Annotated in this window: 17 protein-coding genes; 9 read left to right on the top strand and 8 right to left on the bottom strand. The window is 47.3% G+C overall.

The annotated features are described in order from the left end of the window. Positions 1-20: 20 nt before the first annotated feature. Both lspA and ileS read right to left on the bottom strand, forming a co-directional pair. Positions 21-545, bottom strand: coding sequence for a signal peptidase II (gene lspA, locus Q0N89_RS02145; RefSeq protein ID WP_253224134.1), 525 nt, complete (start codon positions 543-545; stop codon positions 21-23). Further along, positions 538-3,321, bottom strand: a complete 2,784-nt coding sequence (ileS, locus tag Q0N89_RS02140) for an isoleucine--tRNA ligase (RefSeq protein ID WP_294033169.1) — start codon at positions 3,319-3,321, stop codon at positions 538-540. The genes lspA and ileS overlap by 8 nt, the downstream gene beginning before the upstream one ends. A gap of 210 nt (positions 3,322-3,531) precedes the next feature. Between ileS and Q0N89_RS02135 the strand changes: the two genes are divergently transcribed. Further along, positions 3,532-3,795, top strand: coding sequence for a hypothetical protein (locus tag Q0N89_RS02135; protein ID WP_294033168.1), 264 nt, complete (start codon positions 3,532-3,534; stop codon positions 3,793-3,795). A 117-nt stretch (positions 3,796-3,912) separates the two neighbouring features. Here the strand turns inward: Q0N89_RS02135 and Q0N89_RS02130 are convergent, their stop codons facing one another. Further along, the gene (locus Q0N89_RS02130) at positions 3,913-4,704 is read right to left on the bottom strand and encodes a thioesterase family protein (RefSeq protein WP_294033167.1); all 792 of its coding nucleotides are present in this window, start codon (positions 4,702-4,704) and stop codon (positions 3,913-3,915) included. Positions 4,705-4,988: 284 nt separating this feature from the next. Here Q0N89_RS02130 and Q0N89_RS02125 point away from each other — a divergent pair, with 284 nt between their 5' ends. Both Q0N89_RS02125 and Q0N89_RS02120 read left to right on the top strand, forming a co-directional pair. Continuing rightward, the gene (locus Q0N89_RS02125) at positions 4,989-6,299 is read left to right on the top strand and encodes a solute carrier family 23 protein (RefSeq protein ID WP_294033255.1); all 1,311 of its coding nucleotides are present in this window, start codon (positions 4,989-4,991) and stop codon (positions 6,297-6,299) included. Between the two features lie 247 nt (positions 6,300-6,546). Then, positions 6,547-8,052: a sodium:alanine symporter family protein gene (locus tag Q0N89_RS02120; RefSeq protein ID WP_294033166.1), complete on the top strand. Its 1,506-nt coding sequence runs from the start codon at positions 6,547-6,549 to the stop codon at positions 8,050-8,052. Between the two features lie 132 nt (positions 8,053-8,184). Here the strand turns inward: Q0N89_RS02120 and fdxA are convergent, their stop codons facing one another. The 4 genes from fdxA to ampD form a co-directional block, all read right to left on the bottom strand. Continuing rightward, positions 8,185-8,508: a ferredoxin FdxA gene (gene fdxA, locus Q0N89_RS02115; protein WP_078253366.1), complete on the bottom strand. Its 324-nt coding sequence runs from the start codon at positions 8,506-8,508 to the stop codon at positions 8,185-8,187. Positions 8,509-8,882: 374 nt separating this feature from the next. Further along, positions 8,883-9,356 carry a hypothetical protein gene (locus tag Q0N89_RS02110; protein ID WP_294033165.1) on the bottom strand — a complete coding sequence of 158 codons (474 nt, stop codon included), beginning with the start codon at positions 9,354-9,356 and terminating at the stop codon, positions 8,883-8,885. A 227-nt stretch (positions 9,357-9,583) separates the two neighbouring features. After that, on the bottom strand, positions 9,584-11,134 hold the full coding sequence (gene murJ, locus Q0N89_RS02105) for a murein biosynthesis integral membrane protein MurJ (protein ID WP_294033164.1): 1,551 nt from the start codon (positions 11,132-11,134) through the stop codon (positions 9,584-9,586). A gap of 144 nt (positions 11,135-11,278) precedes the next feature. Beyond that, the gene (gene ampD / locus Q0N89_RS02100) at positions 11,279-11,866 is read right to left on the bottom strand and encodes a 1,6-anhydro-N-acetylmuramyl-L-alanine amidase AmpD (protein ID WP_294033163.1); all 588 of its coding nucleotides are present in this window, start codon (positions 11,864-11,866) and stop codon (positions 11,279-11,281) included. A 122-nt stretch (positions 11,867-11,988) separates the two neighbouring features. Here ampD and Q0N89_RS02095 point away from each other — a divergent pair, with 122 nt between their 5' ends. Next, on the top strand, positions 11,989-13,827 hold the full coding sequence (locus Q0N89_RS02095) for a DUF4105 domain-containing protein (RefSeq protein ID WP_294033162.1): 1,839 nt from the start codon (positions 11,989-11,991) through the stop codon (positions 13,825-13,827). 18 nt (positions 13,828-13,845) lie between these two features. Then, entirely contained in the window at positions 13,846-14,682 is an 837-nt protein-coding gene (locus Q0N89_RS02090) for an NAD-dependent epimerase/dehydratase family protein (RefSeq protein WP_294033161.1), read from the top strand. 99 nt (positions 14,683-14,781) lie between these two features. On the opposite strand, the gene Q0N89_RS02085 is transcribed toward Q0N89_RS02090, so the two are convergent. Further along, on the bottom strand, positions 14,782-17,313 hold the full coding sequence (locus Q0N89_RS02085) for a penicillin-binding protein 1A (RefSeq protein WP_294033160.1): 2,532 nt from the start codon (positions 17,311-17,313) through the stop codon (positions 14,782-14,784). A gap of 227 nt (positions 17,314-17,540) precedes the next feature. Between Q0N89_RS02085 and htpG the strand changes: the two genes are divergently transcribed. From htpG to Q0N89_RS02065, 4 genes are all read left to right on the top strand, one after another. Next, the gene (gene htpG / locus Q0N89_RS02080; protein ID WP_294033159.1) at positions 17,541-19,475 is read left to right on the top strand and encodes a molecular chaperone HtpG; all 1,935 of its coding nucleotides are present in this window, start codon (positions 17,541-17,543) and stop codon (positions 19,473-19,475) included. Between the two features lie 173 nt (positions 19,476-19,648). Further along, complete coding sequence (locus Q0N89_RS02075) at positions 19,649-21,139, top strand: C13 family peptidase (RefSeq protein ID WP_294033158.1); 1,491 nt, start codon at positions 19,649-19,651, stop codon at positions 21,137-21,139. A 237-nt stretch (positions 21,140-21,376) separates the two neighbouring features. Further along, on the top strand, positions 21,377-22,717 hold the full coding sequence (gdhA, locus tag Q0N89_RS02070; protein ID WP_294033157.1) for an NADP-specific glutamate dehydrogenase: 1,341 nt from the start codon (positions 21,377-21,379) through the stop codon (positions 22,715-22,717). A gap of 176 nt (positions 22,718-22,893) precedes the next feature. Then, positions 22,894-23,928 carry a low specificity L-threonine aldolase gene (locus tag Q0N89_RS02065; RefSeq protein WP_294033156.1) on the top strand — a complete coding sequence of 345 codons (1,035 nt, stop codon included), beginning with the start codon at positions 22,894-22,896 and terminating at the stop codon, positions 23,926-23,928. Positions 23,929-24,018: the final 90 nt, after the last annotated feature.

The raw sequence follows: 24,018 nt of genomic DNA, 5'->3' as shown, positions 1-24,018 counted from the left end.
ATTAAGCCTTTTTGATTGTCTTATGAGTTTTGCCCAAGCGTGCGTTTCTTTTCTAAGAACAGCATATCATAGACCACGAGCATCATCCCTACGCAGATACCGATATCGGCGATATTAAAAATCGGATAATGCCATACATCAGCATAATGCACATGAATAAAATCAATCACATAACCGTGAATGATGCGGTTGATGACATTGCCCATCGCACCACCCAGCACCATCGCAAGCCCTAGGCTTAGCACACCAGCACCCTTCGGCACTTTACGCAGATAGGCGATGATAAAGCCTGATACGGCAAGACCCAAGATCGCAAAAAACCACTTTTGCCAACCTGCTTGATCTGCCAAAAAGCTAAAGGCAGCGCCACGATTGTACGCCAAAGTCCAGTTGAGCACAGGCTCAATGACGCTCACCGTATCACCTTCTTCAAAGGCAAATTTAAAATAGTATTTGCTAATCTGATCAAGCACAAGCACGACGATGGCAATAAGATAGTATCCCATTGCCTTGCTGCCATTTGGGATTTGGTTAGTATTAGGCATAGTGGCGTACCTCGCCATTGTCTAAGTTCTCGATACAGCGGGTGCATAGCTCTGGATGGCTACTGTCTTGACCGACATCGGTGCGGATATGCCAGCAGCGGACACATTTGCTACCATCAGCAGGGGTGATGACAGCAGACAGCACATCACCTGTATTGACAGTGGCATCACTGGTGATGAAGACAAAGCGAAGCTCATCGCCTAATTTTGCCAAAATCTCGGCAGTTTGGGCAGGTGCAGTGATGGCGACTTTGGCAGTCAGGTTACTGCTGATGATCTTGTCGGTGCGTGCATCTTCGATGGCTTTGTTGATGATGTCTTTGGCATCGACGATGGCTTGCCATTCATCGCTTGAGATGTCGGTCATCGCAGGCTGTGGCAAGTCATACCATTCGGCGGTAAAGATATAGCCGTCCGTACCTTTGAGCACTTGCCATGCTTCTTGGGCGGTGAATGATAAAATCGGTGCAATCCAGCGCAGTAGTGCATGAGCAATGTGATACAAGGCAGTCTGTGCCGAACGGCGTGGATGACCGTCTGCACGAGTGGTGTAGGTGCGGTCTTTGATGATGTCCAAATAAAATCCGCCCAAATCCTGAGAGCAAAAGCCCATCACTGCTTGACAGACTTGGTGGAAGTCCATATTGGTGTAGGCGCTGATGATTTCGTCTTGGACAGCTTTGGCACGAGTTAGGATAAATTTATCTAGACTCACAAGCTTATCAGCATCGACCAAATCACTTGCAGGGTCAAAGTCATCGGTATTAGCAAGCAAGAATCGGATGGTGTTGCGGATGCGGCGATACATATCGGTCGTACGGTCAAAGCCTTCTTTACTCACTGTCATCTCATAGCGATAATCCGATGAGCCGACCCATAGGCGCAGGATATCCACGCCAAGCTTATTGGCGATGTCAGATGGCTCAAAGCCTTTGGTATTGCCTTTGGATTTGGATAATTTATGACCTTTGGCATCGACGGTAAAGCCGTGCGTCAAGACCTGCTTATACGGTGGGCGACCGTAGATGGCTTCGCTGACCAGTAGTGATGACTGGAACCAGCCACGATGTTGGTCTGAACCTTCTAGGTACAAATCCGCAGGGTTTGACAGCTCATCACGGCAGGCGAGTACGGCAAAGTTCGTTGAACCTGAGTCAAACCATACATCAAGCGTGTCGGTGCATTTGTTGTATTCATTGGCATCATCACCGATAAACTGCTCGGCTGTGGCATCAAACCATGCTTCGACACCGCCTTGTTCGATGAGCTTGGCGACTTCTTCCATCAGCTCATAAGTGCGTGGGTGTAGCTCGCCTGAATCTTTGTGAATAAAGAACGGAATCGGCACACCCCAAGTACGCTGACGGCTGATACACCAGTCAGGGCGACCGTTCATCATCGACTCGATGCGGTTCTGACCCCATGCAGGTGTCCAAGTCACTTCAGGGATATCACGGAGTGCTTGTTCACGCAAGCCTTTGGCTTCCATGCTGATAAACCACTGCGGTGTCGCACGGAAAATAATCGGCGTCTTGTGTCGCCAGCAGTGCGGATAGCTGTGACGGATTTTGTTGTGTGCTAATAGATGACCGCTTTGGCTTAGGGTGTCGATGATTTTTGGTTGGGCTTTATAAATGTGCTCACCGACGAATACTTTGGCTTCAGGCAGATACACGCCATTGCCACCGACGGGATTTTCGGTTGGTAAGCCATTGGCACGGCCGACATTGTAGTCATCGACACCATGCGCAGGGGCAGTGTGCACAAGACCCGTACCACTATCAGCGGTCACGTGCTCGCCTAGGATAATCGGCACTTGACGCTCATCAATCAATGGATGCTGAGCTTTTAGGGCGACAAGCTCACTGCCTTTGACGGTGTGAATGACATCAAATTCATCCAAGCCAATCGCTTTGGCAAATTCTTCGGCCAAGTCTTTGGCGACGATAAAATGACGCTCACCCGCTGCGATGATGGCATAATCAAGCTCGCTGTGCGCGCTGATGGCTTGGTTGGCAGGCAGTGTCCAAGGGGTGGTTGTCCAAATCACCGCTTGCAGGCTACCTGTGATGTCCGCTGTCTGCACAAGGCTATCTCGATTGACCACATCAAAGCCGACATAGATGGCATCAGAAGTCTTATCTTCGTACTCGACTTCAGCTTCGGCTAGGGCAGAGCCGCAGTCCAAGCACCAGTTGACAGGCTTCATGCCACGCACGATATGACCATTGTCATAAATCTTGGCAAGGGCACGCACGGTATCAGCTTCGGTCTGAAAATTCATGGTTAAATAAGGATTATCCCAATCGCCAAGCACGCCCAGGCGCTTAAAGTCCGCCATCTGTAGCGCAATTTGGCTTTTGGCGTATTCACGGCAAGCACCACGAAATTCGGTCGATGAGATGATGCGACCGTCTTTTTCTTGACCGACTTTACCAAGCAGACCTTCGACTTTTTGTTCGATTGGCAGGCCATGACAATCCCAACCCGGTACATACGGTGCATCATAGCCGTCTAGAGTCTTGTATTTGACGATGATGTCTTTTAGGACTTTATTGACCACATGGCCTAGGTGGATTTGACCGTTGGCATACGGTGGGCCATCGTGCAGGGTGTATTTTTTGCGACCTTGACGAGCCTTGCGAATTTGACCATAGACATCGTCTTTTTGCCATTGTTCAAGCCATTGCGGTTCACGCTTGGCAAGATCACCGCGCATGGCAAAGGCGGTATCGGCAAGATTTAGGGTGTTTTTATAATCGATTGGCTCGCTCATGAGTATCTCGCTACTGGATAATTTTAATAAACTCCTTATTATAAGCCAAAATGATGCAAGTTACAAAGGATAATGATGTCATCTTGACCGTATGTTTATTTTGATTGATATGCGATATTGAAATGATAAAAAACTGTACAAGCATGGCGAATTTTGCGTTATTATTACCAAAAGTAAAACAACAAAAAATCCTGCTGACTGTGAAATAAGATGACTTGTGTAATTTATATCAATAACCGTGTAATTTGGCTGCCAAAATCGGCGTTCTTTAGAGTGGTGGATGCGGTGTTGCCTGTGCTAAAGACAAGTCTTGATGATGACAGTTATCATCAAATTGCAGGGGTGTGCAACGGTCTGAATCAGCTTGATTTGGAAGATTTGGACAACCAAACTTTAACACAAGTCAATCATGCAATTCAATCTGCCGTTGATGAACATATTGAGTTAAAAAATTTTACAGATGAGCTAATTTAAACCTTGCAGTACAGAAATTTTTTTTATTAAAGCAATATTGTTTCTTTTCATCATAAAATAAGACGGCATAGCAAGTGATTTGCCCACCAAAACACTTGCCAATACATCAAAAATCCATTAAAGCTGTCTCACCGTCAAAATCTGCTCACTGCGTCCAAATGGCCCAAGCTCATCATGCAGGATGCTACTGGTCAAGCCGATGCCGTCAGCACCGATTTGTTGCACGGTTTGTAGCCCGAGTCGTTTGCCCACAGGTAGGCGGTGTAGATGAATTTGCAGATCCAGATTGGGAAATAGCCACTCGATCGTCTGCTGTTCGATGCGTGGCACGATGCCATTGGCGGCATCGATCATACCCATCAGACGCACAAAGTCGCTCGTCGGCACACCTTCAACCATCTCAAGATCATTGGTCAGCCACACCACGCCTTTGCCGGCGCGGCGATCATCGGTATAAGCCTGTATGCTTCTAATAAAGCCACCCGCCCACTGCACATCCATCGACCATCGATTATCTGAGCTTGTGATGGCGGTATCTTCTAGTCCAGCGACGGCACGGGTGTCACTTGTCTGCATACGCCATGCTCGTGCGGTGATGCTGGTTTTGCCTTTGGCGCTCATCACCGACTCGATGAGCTCAATGGTGCGACCGGCACGAATGGTGCGAGTGGTAATTTCAAACTCACCGGCATGAATTAGCCCAAAAATATCCAAGCTGATACGACCGATACGCATATCGGAGCGTGGTGAGAAATTGTACAGTTCGTGGGCGATGATGCCTGTGGCAGGCGCCATGTGCTGTTCGTGCTCATTCCAAGCGCCTTGGGCGTGGATGGTGCTGGTATAGCGAGCGATGATACTGCCGTCGGTATGTTCTTGGCGGTCGATGAGTTGATAATAACTTGACATAACAAATCCCTGTTGTGTGTTGAAGTTGCGTGTTAAAAATGTAACTTTCTATCAAAATCCCACTTGACATTGTACCAAAATCATCAATGCCGTGCCAGTCTTTTGGATGACCTGTGATGTCAGATTTTAACCAGCAAATCGCATCAAACCCTACACATTTATCACCCAAATGTAGTACAATAGTGAGATTTTATTCAAATTATTTCACTTTATTGAGCAAATGATGCAAGGTGATTGGAAAATTCCATTCGCCGTTTTTTGGTGCATCAAATACCGTTGGAGTTATTATGAGCTGGTTCCCAAAATGGCAGCCTTACCAAGGCGATATCAATACACAACCTGTTGCCACTAATGAATATCTACCTGTGGGTCAAAGCATCATGCTGGGCCTTCAGCATGTGCTTGCGATGTTTGGTGCGACGGTGCTTGCGCCACTATTGATGGGCTTTGATGCCAATCTTGCCATCATGATGTCAGGTGTGTGTACGATTTTGTTTTTCTTGATGACTGGTGGGCGTGTGCCAAGTTATCTAGGCTCAAGCTTTGCGTTTATTGGTGTCGTGGCAGCGGCGACAGCACACGCCACAGGCTCGGGGGCGAACCCAAATCTCTCGGTAGCACTTGGCGGTATCATTGCTTGTGGTGTCTTGTACGCTATCATCGGTCTGATTGTTATGGCGACAGGTACTCGCTGGATTGAAAAACTTATGCCACCTGTGGTAACAGGTGCAGTGGTGATGATTATCGGTCTAAACCTAGCACCTGTGACCGTCAAAGGTGTACAAGGTAAGCCATTTGAGCTGTGGATGGCGCTGATTACCGTGCTGTGCATGGGGATGATTGCGGTGTTTGCTCGCGGCTTTATGCAGCGTTTGCTACTGCTGCTTGGTCTTGTGATGGCATATGTGATTTATGCGATTGCTACCAATGTGATGGGACTTGGCGAGCCGATTAATTTTGCGCTGATTCGTGATGCGGCGTGGTTTGGCCTGCCGAATTTTAGCTCACCGACTTTTGATACCAATGCCATGCTGATTATTGCACCGGTGGCATTTATCCTAGTGGCGGAGAACTTGGGTCATATCAAGGCAGTGGGTGCGATGACGGGTGAGAATCTGACCCCACAGCTTGGCAAGGCGTTCTTTGCTGATGGCGTGGCGACTGCACTATCAGCAGGCGTGGGCGGTACAGGCATGACCACTTATGGCGAGAATATCGGCGTGATGGCGGTGACTCGTGTATATTCGACCATTATTTTTGTGGTGGCTGGTGTGTTTGCGATGGTGCTGGGCTTTTCACCGAAATTTGGTGCGATGATTCAGACCATTCCAAGTCCTGTCTTGACTGGTGCATCTATCGTGGTCTTTGGTTTGATTACCATTGCAGGTGCGAAGATTTGGATTGATAATAAGGTGAATTTTGCCAGTAACAAAAACCTGATGGTTGCTGCCATCACCATCATTCTAGGCACGGGTGATTTTGGCTTGATGATTGGTGAATTTAACCTTGGCGGTATCGGTACGGCGACTTTTGCAGCGATTATTTTGCATTGGTTCTTAAGCCTACGAGAAGAAAAAGAAAGCCAAGCGCATTAATGCCGAGCACTGTGTCATACTATGTAACATTTTAGGTAACATTTTGGGCAATTGTTGTGTAAAGATTGCCCAAAAATTGCGTGATTGTTACCAAAAAATCAGTTATAATAGGCATTACTTTTTATATTGTATAATCAAATATAAAAACTTGTTAATTAAGGAAGATGATGGCACGGCGCTGTCATCTTTTTTTTGTGCTTTTTTGTCTTGGGTGGCGATGGGTTGCCATCATAAGATGGAGTGTATTATGTACGAAAATCCACTTTCTTGTACGGCAAAGCCAAACTTTGTCGAGATTTTACATTGTACGGTCAATGCCTTTAATGCACCTTTATGGGATGTGTTGATTTGGATGTTGGTCGGTATTGGTCTATTTTTTACCGTGATTTCAGGCTTTGCGCAGTTTCGCTTATTTGGTCAAAGTATCAAAACCATGCTCGGCAGTCGCAGTAATGATAACGAAGCTGATGGTATTTCAGGCTTTCAGGCGTTTGTGACGGGTCTGGCTAGCCGTGTCGGTGTTGGTAATGTCGCAGGCGTGGCGATTGCCATCGGTATCGGTGGTGCGGGTGCGGTGTTTTGGATGTGGCTGATTGCCTTGATTGGTATGTGCTCGGCGTTGGCTGAGAGCAGTCTTGCGCAGCTATTTAAGGTGCGTGATGAGCATACCAATCGCTTTCGTGGCGGCCCTGCGTATTATATCGAACAAGGTCTTGGTCAAAAATGGCTTGGCGTGGTGTTTGCCGTTGCTTTGATTGTATGCTTTGGCTTTGTGTATCAGTCGATTCAGTCAAACTCAATTGCGCTCGCCATCCAATCAGCAGCAGGCTGTGTGGGTGAGAATGATGCGTGTCAAGCGGATTGGCAGATTTATAAGCATGTCGTGGGTGCGGTGCTTGTGGTGATTACAGCACCGATTATCTTTGGTGGTATCACTCGTGTGGCAAAGATTGCTGAGACTTTTGTGCCGGTGATGGCGCTGTTTTATCTACTGGTTGCGCTGTATATCGTTGGCGTGAATATTGATAAAATCCCAAGCGTGATTTCCTTGATTTTTACCAAAGCATTCACCTTTGAAGCGGCAGGCGGCGGTCTGTTTGGCTCGATGGTGTCGGTGGCGATGATGCAGGGTATCAAGCGTGGTCTGTATTCAAACGAAGCCGGTCAAGGCTCTGCGCCAAACGCTGCTGCCGCTGCCAATGTCAAGCATCCGGTGGAGCAGGGCATTATTCAGATGCTGGGCGTGTTTGTGGATACGCTGATTGTCTGCTCGTGCACGGCATTTGTGATTTTGCTTGCGGTGATGCCAGAAAATGCCGCTGATTTATCAGGTGTACAGCTCACTCAAGCAGCGCTTGAGAGTCATGTCGGTGCTTGGGGTCAGTATTTCTTGGCAATCGTGCTATTTATGTTTGCCTACTCGACCATCATCGGTAACTATGCGTATGCTGAGTCAAATATGCAGTTTTTGAAAAATAACGCATTCTTATTGACCTTATTCCGCATGGCGGTGCTTGGCTTTGTGTATTTTGGTGCCGTGACCAAAGTGGCTGTGGTATGGGATATGGGCGATTTGACGATGGGTGTGATGGCGTTTATCAACCTAATTGCCATCGTGCTACTGTCTGGCTATGTGTTTACACTGGTCAAGGACTATAATGCTCAGCTCAAAGCAGGCGTTGCTAAGCCTGTGTTTGACATCAACAAATATCCAAAACTTGCCCAAAAGGTGCGTTCAGATATTTGGAGATAATCAGCTAAGTGATGAACTAAACAGCAGGCGTGTAAATGCGTCTGCTGTTTTTTTGGCTCTTTAAATAATGAACAACAAAAAACCCCGCAACAGCAGGGCTTTGGCGTGATTGACATCACAAAAGATAGGGTATTAGCGCTCAAGATATTGAAGCTTGCCTTCGACGCCGTCCCATTTTTCGTGGTCAGGTAGTGCGTCTTTTTTCTCGGTGATGTTCGGCCAGATGCCTGACAACTCTTCGTTGATGGCAAGAAATTCTTCTTGACCAGCTGGGATTTCATCTTCAGAAAAAATCGCATTAGCAGGGCATTCAGGCTCGCATAGGGCGCAGTCGATACATTCATCAGGGTTGATGACTAGGAAGTTTGGGCCTTCATAAAAGCAATCAACAGGGCAGACTTCGACGCAGTCAGTGTATTTGCAGCGGATGCAGTTATCAGTTACAACAAAAGTCATAATAGTACCTTGGCTTATTGGCTCGGTGAGAATTTGTGGCGAGCGATGTGATATCACTCGCAAATAAACTAGATGGGCAGTGCACCCTTAGACAGTGTATTTTATCCTGTTTGGCGAATTTTCTCAAACAAAACTATGGCTTTTATTATGCCAAAATCGAAAAAAGATGCCATCAAACGGCAAAAGCCATCAGCTATTGATAATGATAATCACTAAATGGCTTAATTTATCAAAAATACATAAAGATAAAAACTCAAACCGCACGCCGTGATACCCAAAGGTAATGTGGCAAAAAACCGCTCATGCTTTGGTTATGTGAGCACGAACGGTTTTTTTTGATAAGTAGGCTTGCTAATTAAGCGTTAAGCGGATTGTTATACCGCACTTGCTTGTTGGGCTTTTTTGGCGATAGTATAGCATTCTTCGATGTGGTCAAAGGCGATTTTTTTGAAAATCATATAACCCAAAGTCGCCGCCACAAGCTGACCACCAAACGGTACATATTTGCTGACTTGCTTGCCAATGAACTTACCGCCAAAGCCTTGTACGGTCTTATTGACCACGCCACGCGCGGCGACTAGGCTACCGACAGCGATGATTTTTTCTTTGAGATTTTGCTCATTTTGCGCTTGGACGTGCTCGCTTTCAGACAGTCCAAATCGGCGGCTGATTTCAGGGAGTAGCTTTGAGAGCATGGCGACATCGATGGCGACATCAAGTAGCGGTAGCGGAATGATGGCGACGCCTGCTGAAATCTTGGCACGAGATTTGGCAAGGTTTTGGCAGTCGTGGCGTACCGCTTCTAGGTTGATGCTTGGGTCGATGTGGGTGGCAAATGGCTTTTGCATAATATATTCCTTAATTGAATATCAATAACTTACTATCTTGATAGGGATAAAATAACAAAATACCAAGCGCTTGCGGGCGGGGTTTTGTATGCGTTTTGTTGCAAAAAAGCCACAAACTTACTTGTGGCTTAATGGCGGTTGTCAGGCGGTGAATTTGTGATGGCTTTTGTGGCTGTGTTGTCAGCTTATCAACAGCCAAGACGGTTTATGGCTTATCACACCTACGATTAATTGTGGCGTAGCTGCCTTGGACGAAAACCTGTTGCCAATAGCACCACGCCATAGACGGCAGCCCCAAGAGCGCAAATGGCAAGCAAGATGGCGATTTTTAGCCATTGACTACCGCCGACAGGATAATAAGGTAGTACAAAGTACAAGGCGGCGACCATCGCAGCGCTTGCGATACCAAATTGGGCAAATAGCCTTTTCCAAGCTGTGCCAAAGTGATAAATGCCACGCTTTTGTAGGATAAAGTACAGTAGCCCTGCATTGACAAAACTTGCTGCCGTCGTCGCTAGTGCTAAGCCGCCATGAAGTGGCAGTTGCGCCAAATAGAACACGCCAATAAACAGCACGCTAAAAATCATATTGGCAAATACCGAGACGATACCGACTTTGACAGGGGTTTTGGTATCTTGGCCGGCAAAAAACGCAGGCGCAAAAATCTTAATCAGCATAAAGCCTAAGATACCACCCGATAGCGCCTTGAGCGCCACACCGCTCATCAGGGCATCATTGTGGCTAAATTCCCCACGCACAAACAGCGCATCCATCAGCACATCAGACAGCACAAACATCGCAAGGCTAGCCGGCAGACCCACTAGGATAATCAGCCGTGCTGCCCAGTCCATTGTCTTACGAAAGGTTTCGTCATCGGCTTTGGCTCGGCTGGATGATAAGCTTGGCAAAATCACCGTACCAATCGCCACGCCAATCAAGCCAAGCGGTAGCTCGCTTAGGCGTTCGGCAGCATACATCCACGACACTGAGCCTGCCACCATCAAGGATGCAAACACGGTGCTAAGCAGTAAGTTGATTTGGGTGACAGACACACCAAAGATGGCAGGGAGCATCAGCTTTAGGATGCGTACGACGCCTTCGTCTTTGAAATCAAAACTTGGGGCGACAAGCAGTTTTTGTTGCCATAGCTGTGGTAGCTGAATGAGTAATTGTAATAGTCCCGAGATGGCAACGGCATAGCCAAGCGCCATAATCGGCGTATCCATCATCGGAGCGACGAGTAGTGCACCACCAATCATGCACAGATTGAGCAGGACAGGAGCAAAGGCAGGCGCGGCAAATTTACCATAGCTTTGCAAAATACTACCAAAAAATGCCGTCATCGAGATGAATAGCAAATAAGGGAAGGTTAAGCGAAGTAGCTCGGCTGCGGTGTCAAACTTGGTCGTATCACCCACAAAGCCCGGGGCAAAAAGGGTGATGACCTGTGGCGCAAGCAAAATCACCGCCACCGTCAGCACCAGCAATATCGACGACAGCACGCCTGATACTCGGCTGATGAGTAGCTGCACTTCATTGAATGAGCGGGTTTCTTTGTATTCGGTCAAAACGGGCACAAAGGCTTGGCTAAACGCCCCTTCGGCGAACAGTCGGCGCAAAAAATTGGGGATTTTGAACGCCACCAAAAAAGCGTCCATCAGCCCGCCTGCACCAAACACACTCATCAATACCACATCACGCACCAAGCCTAAGATGCGAGATAGCATTGTCATTGAGCTGACGACCATAGTCGAGCGAAAAAGCCGTGATTTTGCCATAGGATTTACTTGTTTGCCAAAAGTGCTATATTTTACTCGCTTTTTGGCAAAAGTGTTGTAAATTTGTGCAACGGCAGGCGATGATGGCTAAGCTTTAAACATTCGACATCCAAAGCTAGGATATTGGCAATATAATTCATCCAATCAATCCAAATGATTGGCGACCATTGCCCGCAGTTTTTGCCAATCAAAAAACTCACCGGGGTCGGTTTTGCGAGTTGGGGCAATATCGCTATGACCCATCAAGTGTCTGCGTGTGGCAGGATAGGCTTTATAAATCTCGGCAATAATTTGGCTAAGTACTTGATATTGCACACTTTCATAATTGGTATCATCACTGCCTTCAAGCTCAATACCGATGGTAAAGTCATTGCAATTGTCTTGCCCAAGATAGCAAGATGCCCCAGTGTGCCATGCACGGTCATCAAAATTGACAAACTGCGTCACGCTGCCATCTCGCTCGATGAATAGATGTGCTGAGACTTGCATGGTGTGGATGGTCTGAAAATACGGATGGTCATCGGCATTGAGCTGATTTTGAAAAAAAGCTTTGACATGATGCACGCCATCGGCATTGACTTGCCCAAAGTTTGACGGTGGCAAGCTGATGTTGTGAATGACGATGCCACGAATGACACCGCTGCTGTCGGTTGGGCGGGCGTTGAAATTGGGCGATGCCAAAAAAGTCGCCCCGTGCAAAATACCATCTTTGATAAAAAACTGTGTCGTCATAACAAATCCATGCAAGTTTTTGGTTATTGTAGCACAAATCGCACAGACAAATGGGTGAAATGCTGTGATACAATGGCGATACTTATAAGACATCACTCTTTGCATCAACACAAGGTCGGCTTATGTCACACATCGCCCACAAACTTGGCGTGCTCACGGTATCATTGGCGTGTTTGCCGTCGCTGGCATCAAGTACAGCGCATGGCATCACTGATGGCACGCAGCTATCTGATACGATTAAATCCCTGTCAAATCAATCACTTAACGCATATCCTTATGGACTAAATGATGCTCAAATACAGGCCATCGCATCGTCGGTGGCATGGCGACGACTGCTATTGTTCAAAGATTATCCGACGGGCAAGGATGAGAGCCGATTGGATAATCCCAAGTTCTTTGTGGCGACAACTGGTCATAACGATGCCAAAGCCGAGCTTGTGGCGACTTTGGATGCGCTCGCTCGCCAAAATCAAGCGGTGCTGTGTCAGTTTCCTGCTCGGGCGCATTTTTTGGCAAATCAGCTTGGGCAGATGGGCGTGCCCCATACCATTGATTTGACGGCGTGCAGTGAGTTTCAGGCATTTGCCAAGTCATTAGATGCCAAGCGATTGTCGCTGATTTTTGCCGAAGAGCATCCCAATGCATTGGCATCTGCCTTTGCTCATGTGCTACTCAAGGCAGATAATGGCAGTGATGATGACAAGCGGGCAATGGCGGTGAATTATACGGTGGCAAGCGATGCCAAAGATGGCACTGTGAAGTCCACCTTAAAATCCATCTCGGGTAAATATGCAGGCGTGATGGAAATTTTACCTTATCAAGACAAGCAAAATGACTATCTTGTCAAAGATGAGCGGGATTTGTGGCAATATACCCTAAACTTATCCGAAGCAGAAGTGGCGCAAATCGTACGACACATTTGGGAAGTCAAAGACATGGCACGCCCGTATTTTTTTACCCATGATAATTGTGCCACCGAGATTGTGCGTTTGATTGATGTTGTGCGTCCTGATGGTCATCTCAAGGATAAAGTGGGTAAAATCGTGATTCCGTCACGCATTGCATCGATTTTGGTGGAGCAGGGCGTGGTGGCGCAGACACAGTTTATCCCATCGGCATCGACCTTACGCCAAGCTCGGCTTAATGCGTCTCATCAGTCGGCAGGTGCAGTCGATGCGACAGATACACTGTTGCCAAGTCGTAATAATCCTGCCAATGCCGCACCGGTGCATCGCATTGGACTGGGCGTGGGCATGGATGAGCGATATACCGATAAGGCGGTCTATGGGCTGTCATTAAATAGCGCTTATCAAGATTTACTTGATAATCCAAATGGTGTGCGACCGCTACTTGATTTGCAACTGATGTCGCTCGATGCCATCGTTGATGATGAGAAAGTAAAAATCAAGGACTTGGCCATATTTTCGACTCGCAGTCTCAATCCTGCTAATACCGCCAAAAATAACGCCACCGACCCAATAGGCGTAGGCAAAGCATGGGGGCAACGACTCAAATTCAGCCAAGTCATCGATGCATCAACGCATGATAATGACGACCATCTGGTGCTGGATGTCGGACTACAAAAAGGCAAGGCGTGGAATCTTGGGCGGGCTCGTGCGCACACCGGTGAGATTGCTGACACGACTTGCTATGTGCTTGCCGATGGCGGTGTGCAGATTGGACAGGTGAATCAAGGCTATCGTGTGGGCGTCGGTGCGGTGGCGGGCTGTGTGCATTATGCCACCGAGAGAATGCGTGGCTTGGTGGAGCTATCTGTGCCTTATTATTATCATGCTGATAGCGCTGATGGCGTACGCTCGGGCTATTTTCAGCCGTCGGTCAGTGTTGGTGCGCAGGCAGACATCAGCCGTGACTATGCCGTGCGACTGGTATCAAAAACTGAACGCCTGTACGATAAAACCAATACCCAAGCTATGCTATATCTGTCCAAGTATTTTTAAGATAATCTTGGTGGTTTTATGAAGAGATTTTTAATCATTGGTCAAGGTTCAATTGGTAAGCCGTTGGCGGAGCAACTGACGGCACACGGACAGGTGATGGCAGTAGCAACGAGTGCCAAGACTTATCAAGCACCTGTGACATTACTACACAAACCCGCCCAAACGCTCACCGCTGATGACATCCGTGGTGTGACACACATCGCCATCATCATCACACCACATAAGCAGGGCAAAGTCGCCACTGCTGATGAGTATAAAGACAGCTATCTGTCTGTCTGCCAAAGCGTGGCACAGCTGTATCGTGATATCGCATCGCAGGTACAGCTTGAGCAGGTGCTGTTCGTCTCATCGACGGCAGTCTATGGTGAGAATACAGGCGAGTGGATTGATGAGTGCACGCCTGCCGTGCCGACTAGCCCAACGGCAAAAGTACTACTACAAGCAGAACAAGTATTGCAATCGGTCTTTGGTGATAAAACAGTCATCGTACGACCGAGTGGCATTTATCATCTGGGTAGTACACGGCTGATTGAACAGGCAAAATCTGCGCACCACACAGGCGTGCCAAGCCATCACTATACCAACCGTATCATGGATAGTGATTTGATAGCTATTCTTGAGCGTATCCTGATGACAAGTACGCCAAAGCCTATTTATCTTGCGACTGATACTTTACCTGCGACAAGCTTTGATGTGCTTAGCTTTATCGCTGATACGCTTGGCTATCTACCGCCAAAGCCCATTGATGGCGCTATGGCCGGCAAGCGTATCCGCCATAATCTGCCTGATAACTGGTTGTCTGTGCCTGATTATCGGGTGGGCTATGGACAGGTAATGGCAAAGATGGCTGAATAATATCAATCAGCCATTGATGAAAGATATCAATAGCAAAAAACATGGCTTAGGTGAGTTGCCCAAGCCATGTTTTTTTGGTACGCCATTTTTGTAAATGGCTTAGTTTTTTGGTTTTTCGGCGTTGGTGGTTTTGTTACCGGTTGCCTTATCAGCAGTTTTGTCGCCACCTGTTGTTTTGGTGGTTTGACCGCTGTCAGTGATTTCAACCACTTCTTGGGTTTCGATGGCTGCTTTTGAGCGGTCTTCTTTGCTGACCCATTGTGATGGTGTACCGCTAAGCGCTTTACGCATATAGCTTACCCAAATTGGTAGGGCAGCAGCACCACCATACTCTTTCGCGCCGAGTGTAGATGGCTGGTCAAAGCCTACCCAAACCACCGCAACATTGGTTGGCTGGAAGCCTGCAAACCAAGCGTCTTTTGCAAGGTTGGTTGTACCAGTTTTGCCACCGACATCGCCACGACCCATAGCACGGGCTTTTTTACCTGTACCATAGCTGATGACTTCACGCATCATATTGGCGACATTATAAGCTGTCTCGTGTGATAGTACACGTGGGGCTTGTTGTGCCATCATGAGCTGTGGTGCAGTTTTTGGGTGTAGGCGGTCGCCAGCAGGCGTGCCGTCATGAGTTTTGGTTTGGGCTACCGCCTCGCTTGCTTTATCATCTGCTGCTTTGCCATCTTTTGCTGTATTGGCGGCTGATGACTTGCTTGCGTTAGCAGTTTTTTGTTGTGCTTCAAAAGTCTCTAGAAGCGTGGCGTTGGTTTTTTCAAGATTCTTGTTAAAGCACAATGCACACGCTTGTACCGGATTGGCTTGATAGACCAAATCATTATTAAAGTTATAAATACGCTCGATGAAATATGGCTGAATACGATGACCGCCGTTGGCAATGGTGGCATAGCCTGTTGCCATCTGTAGTGGCGTGATATCGGCAGCACCCAGTGCTAGAGCCAGCGTTGATGGCATACGATCCATCTCAAGACCGCCCATTTGGTTCATTAGCTGTCGTGTCTCATCGATACCTGCTGAACGCATCAGGCGAATGACAGGGGTGTTACGAGACAGTGCCAACGCACGGCGTAGAGTCATCATGCCGGTAAATCGACCGTCGGCATTCTTTGGTCGCCAGCTACCGATACGGATTGCCGCATCTGAGATTAGACTGTCTGGTGTATATTTGCCAGTTTCAAGTGCAGCGGCAAATACAAATGGCTTAATGGTCGAACCAGGTTGACGATAGCCTTGAGTTGCACGGTTGAATTTGCTGTGATTGTAGTGGAAACCACCGACAACCGCACGCAATGCGCCATTTTCAGGGTCAAGCGATACCAGTGCGCCTTGTACTTTTGGAATGGATTCCATTTTCCAAGCGGTTTTGGCTTCGTTCAGTGGTGAGATACGCACGATGTTGCCGACTTTGACCATTTGGTGGGCATTGCTATAGCCGCCACCGACACGGTTGGCGCTATAATAGCGTCTTGCCCAGTTCATGCCTGACCAGTGAATAGTGACTTTATCACCAGATTGTAGCTCAGCTTCAAAGCTGTTGTTATTCACCTTGGTGACTTTGGCAGGATAAATGTTGTCAAAATTGCGACGACCTTCAAGCTCGCCTTCTTCAGCTTCGACACCACGCCAGCCATGACGACGGTCATAGCTACGCAGACCGCCAACGAGTGCAGAATCAGCGGCTAATTGGTCTTGACTGTCAATGGTCAGCTGTACACGCCAGCCAGAATCCATCACTTTTTCGCCGTATTTTTCGACCAATGAGCTACGAGCCATCTCGGCGACATACGGCATATTTAGATCAAGCTGTTCTTTATATAGGTTTAGCCCCATCGGTTCTGCAATGGCGGCATCTCGCTCGGCTGCGCTAATAAAGCCTTCTTCGTACATACGACCGATAATCCAGTTGCGACGCTCCATCGCACGCTCTGGATTGACCACAGGATTATAAGCCGATGGCGCTTTTGGCAGACCAGCAATCATCGCCATCTCAGCGATGGTCAGCTTATCAAGTGGCTTACTAAAATAACGACGAGCCGCCGCTTGGATACCATAAGTGCCTTCGCCCAAATAGATTTTATTGACATATAAAGTCAAAATCTCATTTTTGGTCAGCTCGTTTTCAATCTTACGAGCGATAAACAGCTCAGTCAGCTTACGGTCGATGGTACGCTCAGGGCTTAGAAAATAGTTTTTTGCCACCTGCATGGTAATGGTCGAACCGCCCGTTTGCGAGTCGGAATTTGATGCCACTTCGGTGAGCGCACGACCCATACCTTTGACACTGATACCGCTATGCTCAAAAAAAGTATCGTCTTCGGCAGCCAAAAACGCATGAATCATATGCTGTGGAATTTCTTCAAAAGTCACTGGCAATGATAAAGTATTGCCATATTGCCCAATCAGCTTATTATCCGATGTATAGACCTGTAGTGGCATCTGAAGTTCGGTTTGGTTGATGTTTTTGACATCAGGCAAGGTTGGCTCAAGATACATCGCCATCCCATAAAAGCCAATCGGAAACGCCAATACCAAAATCAAGACTAGGGCAATGATTGCCACCAAGATTTTTAGCAATACAGACCAAAGCGTCGCAGTAAAAGTTTTTTCAGCCATAAAAATCATGCTTAATTGTTTTAAACTAACTGACCATTTTACCAGTTTGACAAAAAATAGCTAGTAATAGTTGGTAAATAAGTGTAGTTATTGAAAATCACTATAAATTACAACGCTGATGGTTGATGGTTTTTATACTGATAATGCTCATAAATTGCTTGAAAAAAATTTGCCACGACCCGATTATGATAGCCATCAAAACAATTGCAAACAATAAGGAGAATTTTATGACCACAACCAACCATCATTTTGAAGCCGAAGTCGCACAGCTTTTGCATTTGGTGACGCATTCACTGTACTCAAACGCTGACATCTTTGTGCGTGAGCTGGTGTCAAATGCCTCTGATGCCTGCGACAAACTGCGTTTTTTGGCGACGGCAGATGATAGCTTATACGAAAACGATGGCGAATTGGCGATTAAAATTGATATCGACAAAGACGCCAAAACCATCACCATCAGCGATAACGGCATCGGTATGAATGAAGCTGATGCCATCGAGCATCTGGGTACGATTGCCAAATCAGGCACAAAGGCATTTTTGGATAAATTATCCGACAGCGACAAAAAAGACGGCAATCTGATCGGTCAGTTTGGCGTGGGCTTTTATTCAGGCTTTATTGTCGCCGACAAAATCACTGTCGAGAGCCGAAAAGCAGGCGAAGCGGCTGATCAAGGCGTACGCTGGGTGTCTGATGGCACAGGTTCATTCACCACCGAGACCATCACCAAAGACAGTCGTGGCACAAGCATTACCTTGCACCTAAAAGATGAGTACGCAGGTAGCGGTGATGAGACCACCAATTATCTGGATCGTCATGCCATCAAATCACTGGTGAATAAATACTCAGATCACATCAGCCTGCCGATTCAGATGCGTAAACAAGAATGGCAAGATGAGCTTGATGACAATGGCGAAGTGGTCGCAGGCAAAGGCGAATACATCACCACCGATGAGTACGAGACCATCAACCAAGCCAATGCGCTATGGACTCGCAGTCCAAGCGACATCAGTGATGATGAGTATAACGAGTTTTATAAAAACCTAAGCTATGACTACACAGACCCATTAGCACACACGCATAATCGTGTCGAAGGCCGTGTTCAGTATACTCAGCTGCTGTATATTCCAAAAAAAGCACCGTTTGACCTATATGCTCGTGAACAACAGCGTGGGCTTAAGCTGTATGTCAAGCGTGTGTTCATCATGGAAGATGCCGAGCAACTGTTGCCGATGTATCTGCGTTTTGTCAAGGGCGTGATTGATACCGCTGATTTACCACTCAATGTCAGCCGTGAAATTCTGCAAGAATCTCGTGATGTCAAGGCAATCCGTGATGGTAATGCTCGCCGTGTGCTGACTTTGTTGGCAAGCCTTGCTAACAGTGAAGATGCGGATAAACAAGCCAAATTTAAGGAATTTTATCAAGAATTTGGTGATGTCCTAAAAGAAGGCTTGGGCGAAGACCAATCTAACCAAGAGCGTATCGCCAAGCTGCTACGCTATGCCACCAGCCAAAATGACGCCATCGAGACAGGCTTTGCCGACTATAAGGCTCGCATGAAAGACGGTCAAAAGGCGATTTATTATCTGACGGCGGATAATTTGGCGGCCGCCAAAAACAGCCCACAGCTTGAGCTGTTTAACAAAAAAGGCATCGAAGTCATCCTGATGACCGCGCGTGTGGATGAGTGGGCGATGAATTTCTTGCATGAGTTTGATGGCACACCACTTCAAAATATCGCCAAAGGTGCGGTGGATTTGGGCGAGCTGACCGACGAAGCCGAAAAAGAAGAAGTCAAACAAGCCGAAGAAAACCTAAAACCTGTGGTGGATAAGCTCAAAACCGCTCTGGGCGAGCGTGCCAAAGATGTGCGTGTCTCTAGCCGTCTGGTGGATAGCCCTGCCTGTCTTGTGGTGGGTGATGGCGAGCTGTCACCGCAGATGGTGCAGATGCTAAAAGCGATGGGGCAGTCTGTGCCTGATGTCAAGCCGACGCTTGAGATTAACCCGACGCATCCGCTCATCACCAAGCTTGAGAGTAGTGCTGAGTTTGATGATTTGGCGCAAGTCATCTTTGACCAAGCTTTGCTTGCTGATGGCGGTCAGCTTGATGACCCAGCAGGGTATCTAAAGCGTATCAATAAGCTGTTGATGAAATAAGCTTATCGGTCTAAAAATCTGTTTGTACACAATCAAAACCGCTCTATCATGGATAGGGCGGTTTTTTGAATGTTGTATGTAATAAAGATAACAGATACAAAAAATTTGCCACCGTCATAATTACAATATGCTACAATAGCCACACATTTTTATACCAAAAATTCGAGAGCTTGATGGGTTTTTTCTCAAATTTTTTCTCAAATTTGGCAGCCGCCTTGTGGATGCTCTTGGGTAGTACCAAAGCATTTGGGCGGGTCAAGCCAACCTTTGCGCAGTTCGTGTGCTTTTTGGTGCTGGCATTGTCAGCCAACATTCTTTTTGCTTATTTGGCAGCGCCGACCTTCGGTTATTTTAATGAACAAGGTCTGATTAGCTACTTGGTGTGGCCGGCGATTATTGTGGTGGCGGGGATTATTCTTGCCAAGCGTTCGCTGAATTATTCTTTGTTATTCGTGCCTGCGATTTTGTGGTTGACGGCGGATACTTTGTTAATCTTACTACAAAGTGCCATTCAGTTTCTTGAAAATGAAAGCCTGCTACCGTATTGGTTGCATCATATCATGCCGACCTTGTTTGCCATGCTGTTTGTGTGGCAGACCACTGCACTGCTATGGATTTTCGCCAAGCGGTTGCATTGGCCGTGGTGGGAGCGGGTGCTGATGCTCGTTGCGACGATTGCGCTACTGCTTGTATGGCAAAAAAACGTCGTTGACCAGCCGATTTTTAAGGAATACAGCCAAGAAAATAAGCTTGCCGAGTCGCTATTTTATGCGCAGCCACCTGTGATGCAAAAGGCGCTCGATAATATCAGCAAAGGGCAAGCAGGCGTGAGCGAATGGTATTTTATGGGTGTGGCAAGCTATGCCGAGCAAGATGTATTCATGAGCGAAATCCTGCAAGCCAAGCAGCTGTTTGATGTCAAATTTGGCACGGCAGGGCGTTCAATGGTGCTTATCAATAACCCAAAAACTTGGTTTGATTATCCGATTGCCTCTCGTACAGGCATTGAGCAGAGCTTGGATGAATTTGCCAAAAAAATGAATGTCGATGAAGATGTGCTGTTTATGGCGTTAAGCTCGCACGGCGTGGTCGATGAGAATGATTTGCCATTAGGCGAGCTTGCTGTGACCAATGAGCCGCTGGATTTATCACCGATTGACCCAGTGTGGCTCAAATCCGCGCTAGATAAAGCAGGCATCCGCTGGCGGGTGATTGTGGTATCGGCGTGCTATTCGGGGACTTTTATTGAGCCTTTAAAAGATGAAAACACGCTCATCATCACCGCTGCCCGTGCTGATAGAGCAAGCTTTGGCTGTACCAATGATGCGGATTTGACTTATTTTGGTCGTGCGTTTTTTGCTGAAGGGATGCGTGAGCAGAGCAGTCTTGATGGGGCGTTTTTACAGGCAGTGCGCCGAGTGGGTGAGCGTGAGACTTTGATGGGCTTTGAGCCATCTGAACCACAGCGATATATCGGCGAGATGATGCAGCTTGCCTTGCCTGAGCTTGAAAAAGCTTTGTTTGAACATGGCTCAAATCCTGTGGTCAATCTTGATGCCGTACTTGTACCCCAAAGTGCAGAGCAAGGCACAGAGCAGGGCGTAGAGCAAGGTACAGAACCAGCATCAAGCACTGATGCACAGCCAAGCACCGCGACACCTTAGCGATATACCCAATGTCTAGCATTGGGTATTTTTTTGGTTATGACTAAGCAAGCAAATATTTATACAAATTCGCCAAAAATCACTTGTCAGGTAGGCTTTAGGTCTGTTATATTGTCTTTTGCGATGAGTATATTTGTTTTTATGATTTACTAATAAAATATTAATGATATATTCGGATTGATTGACGCTTAATACATTCATTGACCTTGTATTTGGTCTTATAAAAAGGAAAACACTATGTCTATCCAGTCAGCCGTCGAAACGGTCAAAAAAAATTACGCCCACCAACCAGAATTCATCCAAGCTGTCCAAGAAGTGGCGATGACCGTCGAGCAAGTCTATGCCGACAATCCGCAGTACGACGCCTTGAAAGTCTTTGAACGCCTATGCGAGCCTGACCGTATCATCAGCTTTCGTGTGAACTGGGAAAATGACAAAGGTGAAGTGCAGGTCAATCGTGGCTGGCGTGTACAGTTTAGCAATGCTATCGGCCCATACAAGGGCGGTATCCGCTTTCACCCAACAGTGAACGAAGGCGTGCTAAAATTCTTGGGCTTTGAGCAAATTTTCAAAAATGCCCTAACAGGTCTGCCGATGGGCGGCGCTAAAGGTGGCTCAGACTTTGACCCAAAAGGCAAATCAGATGCTGAAATCCGTCGTTTTTGCTATGCCTTTATGCGTGAGTTGCACAAAAACATCGGCAAAGACATGGATGTACCGGCTGGTGACATCGGTGTCGGCGGTCGTGAAGTGAACTATATGTTTGCGATGTACAAGAATTTGACCCGTGAATTTGAAGGTGTCTTGACCGGTAAGGGCGTGGGTCATGGCGGTAGTTTGATTCGTACCGAAGCGACAGGCTATGGCTTGGTGTATTTCCTAGATAATATGCTAAAAGCCAATAACGACAGCCTTGATGGTAAGACTGTGCTTGTCTCAGGTGCGGGCAATGTGGCGCAGTACGCTGCCGAAAAAGTCGTTCAGCTTGGCGGTAAGGTCATCACTTTCTCAGACTCGCAAGGCGTGCTACACGACCCACAAGGTTTTGACCAAGCCAAGATTGATTGGATTAAAGCCCAAAAAGACGCTCGCAAGCCACTAGCTGACTATGTGGCGCAGTTTGGCGGTGAGTGGCTAGCTGGTGCTAAGCCTTGGCAGTTTGCTGCTGACATCGCTTTGCCATGCGCCACCCAAAACGAAGTCAATGACGACGAAGCTCGCCAACTGGTCGCAGGCGGTGTCAAATATGTCGCAGAAGGAGCGAATATGCCACTGACTGCCGAAGCCATCGATGTCGTGCGTGATGCAGGCGTGGCTTATGCGCCGGGCAAGGCGTCAAACGCAGGCGGTGTGGCGGTCTCAGGTCTTGAGATGAGCCAAAACTCAGTGCGTCAGTACAAGTCATTTGAAGAGCTAGACGCTCAGCTACAAGACATCATGAAAAATATCCATGACAATGCCCGTGCTGCCGCTGATAAATACGGCACAACCAAAGGTGCAATCGACTATATGACCGGTGCCAATGTCGCAGGCTTTACGCAAGTGGCGAATGCGCTCGTGGCTTATGGTATCTTGTAATTGGTATCGTGTCATCAGCGACCATGACAGCTAAATTAATCATGAAAAAAATCTATGATTGACAAAACTAATAGTTTTGATTAGCATAGTGCATACAGGACAGCAGGCGATTTCGCTTGCTGTTTTTTGATTGGGTTTGCTGTATATTGAACAAGATAAATCAAAAAGGAATGTTTATGCAATTTAACAATACTCGCAAGCACTTTGCGTCGGATAACTATTCAGGGGTGCATCCTGCATTTATGCAAGCCTTGCACACTGCCAATCAAGGACACGTGGCAGCTTATGGGGATGATTATTTTACCCACGAATTACAACGTCTAATCAAACGGCACTTTGGTGAGCAGGCTCGTGGCTATCCTGTGTTCAATGGCACAGGGGCGAATGTCTTGGGGCTACAGTGCCTATTGCCACGCTGGGGAGCTATCATCTGCCCAAGCACGGCACATATTCACACCGATGAGAGTAATGCGCCACAGGTGGTCGGTGGTTGTAAGCTGATGCTGGTTGAGTCACCTGATGGCAAATTAACCCCAGAGCTGATTGCCAAAGAAGCTTATGGCTTTGGCAATGAGCATCGCTCTCAGCCTGCGGTGGTGTATATCAGCCAAGCGACCGAATGTGGTACTTGCTATACGCTTGATGAGCTTTCGAATTTGGCGGATGCAACGCATCGCTATGGCATGAAGCTATTCGTCGATGGTGCACGACTGTCCAATGCAGTATGCCATTTGCAGACTGATTTTCATACCATGATTACCAAGACGGGCGTGGATATGGTGTCGCTTGGCGGTACAAAAAACGGTATGATGTTCGGTGAATGTTTGATTGATGTGACGGGCAATACAGGCGATGAGCTGCGTTATCTGCGTAAGATGTCCATGCAGACCGCTTCTAAGATGCGCTATATTTCAGCTCAGCTGATTACCCTGCTCGAAGATGAGTTGTACCGCACGCTTGCCACACATTCTAATGCGATGGCGATGTATCTATCACAGCAGTTGTCCGCACTGTCTGGCGTTGAGATTTGTTATCCTGTCGAAGCCAATAGCGTCTTTGTGCGTCTGCCTGATGGCGTGGCGGACACAGTGCGTCAGTCGTTTGCGTTTTATGATTGGGGTGGGGATGGTATGGCACGCCTGATGTGTAGCTTTGATACCACACAGCAGGATGTCGATGCACTCGTCAGCGCCATCAAACAAGCGATGTAAACAAAAAAACAAATAAAAAATCCGCTTAATCGTATTGAACCGACCCCCAATTCTTAGACACTAAGATTAACGGTTAAGGTTTAATCAAGG

The sequence above is a fragment of the uncultured Moraxella sp. genome (assembly GCF_945873075.1).
Classification (GTDB): Bacteria; Pseudomonadota; Gammaproteobacteria; order Pseudomonadales; family Moraxellaceae; genus Moraxella.
Note: the sequence above shows the minus strand (reverse complement) of the source record. Positions and strands in the feature narration are given on the sequence as shown.

What these genes read in the sequence shown, in the direction of transcription:
- lspA (WP_253224134.1), bottom strand. Translation starts at nt 545, where the DNA reads ATGCCTAATACTAACCAAATCCCAAATGGCAGCAAGGCAATGGGATAC.
- ileS (WP_294033169.1), bottom strand. Translation starts at nt 3,321, where the DNA reads ATGAGCGAGCCAATCGATTATAAAAACACCCTAAATCTTGCCGATACC.
- Q0N89_RS02135 (WP_294033168.1), top strand. Translation starts at nt 3,532, where the DNA reads ATGACTTGTGTAATTTATATCAATAACCGTGTAATTTGGCTGCCAAAA.
- Q0N89_RS02130 (WP_294033167.1), bottom strand. Translation starts at nt 4,704, where the DNA reads ATGTCAAGTTATTATCAACTCATCGACCGCCAAGAACATACCGACGGC.
- Q0N89_RS02120 (WP_294033166.1), top strand. Translation starts at nt 6,547, where the DNA reads ATGTACGAAAATCCACTTTCTTGTACGGCAAAGCCAAACTTTGTCGAG.
- fdxA (WP_078253366.1), bottom strand. Translation starts at nt 8,508, where the DNA reads ATGACTTTTGTTGTAACTGATAACTGCATCCGCTGCAAATACACTGAC.
- Q0N89_RS02110 (WP_294033165.1), bottom strand. Translation starts at nt 9,356, where the DNA reads ATGCAAAAGCCATTTGCCACCCACATCGACCCAAGCATCAACCTAGAA.
- murJ (WP_294033164.1), bottom strand. Translation starts at nt 11,134, where the DNA reads ATGGCAAAATCACGGCTTTTTCGCTCGACTATGGTCGTCAGCTCAATG.
- ampD (WP_294033163.1), bottom strand. Translation starts at nt 11,866, where the DNA reads ATGACGACACAGTTTTTTATCAAAGATGGTATTTTGCACGGGGCGACT.
- Q0N89_RS02095 (WP_294033162.1), top strand. Translation starts at nt 11,989, where the DNA reads ATGTCACACATCGCCCACAAACTTGGCGTGCTCACGGTATCATTGGCG.
- Q0N89_RS02090 (WP_294033161.1), top strand. Translation starts at nt 13,846, where the DNA reads ATGAAGAGATTTTTAATCATTGGTCAAGGTTCAATTGGTAAGCCGTTG.
- Q0N89_RS02085 (WP_294033160.1), bottom strand. Translation starts at nt 17,313, where the DNA reads ATGGCTGAAAAAACTTTTACTGCGACGCTTTGGTCTGTATTGCTAAAA.
- htpG (WP_294033159.1), top strand. Translation starts at nt 17,541, where the DNA reads ATGACCACAACCAACCATCATTTTGAAGCCGAAGTCGCACAGCTTTTG.
- Q0N89_RS02075 (WP_294033158.1), top strand. Translation starts at nt 19,649, where the DNA reads ATGGGTTTTTTCTCAAATTTTTTCTCAAATTTGGCAGCCGCCTTGTGG.
- gdhA (WP_294033157.1), top strand. Translation starts at nt 21,377, where the DNA reads ATGTCTATCCAGTCAGCCGTCGAAACGGTCAAAAAAAATTACGCCCAC.
- Q0N89_RS02065 (WP_294033156.1), top strand. Translation starts at nt 22,894, where the DNA reads ATGCAATTTAACAATACTCGCAAGCACTTTGCGTCGGATAACTATTCA.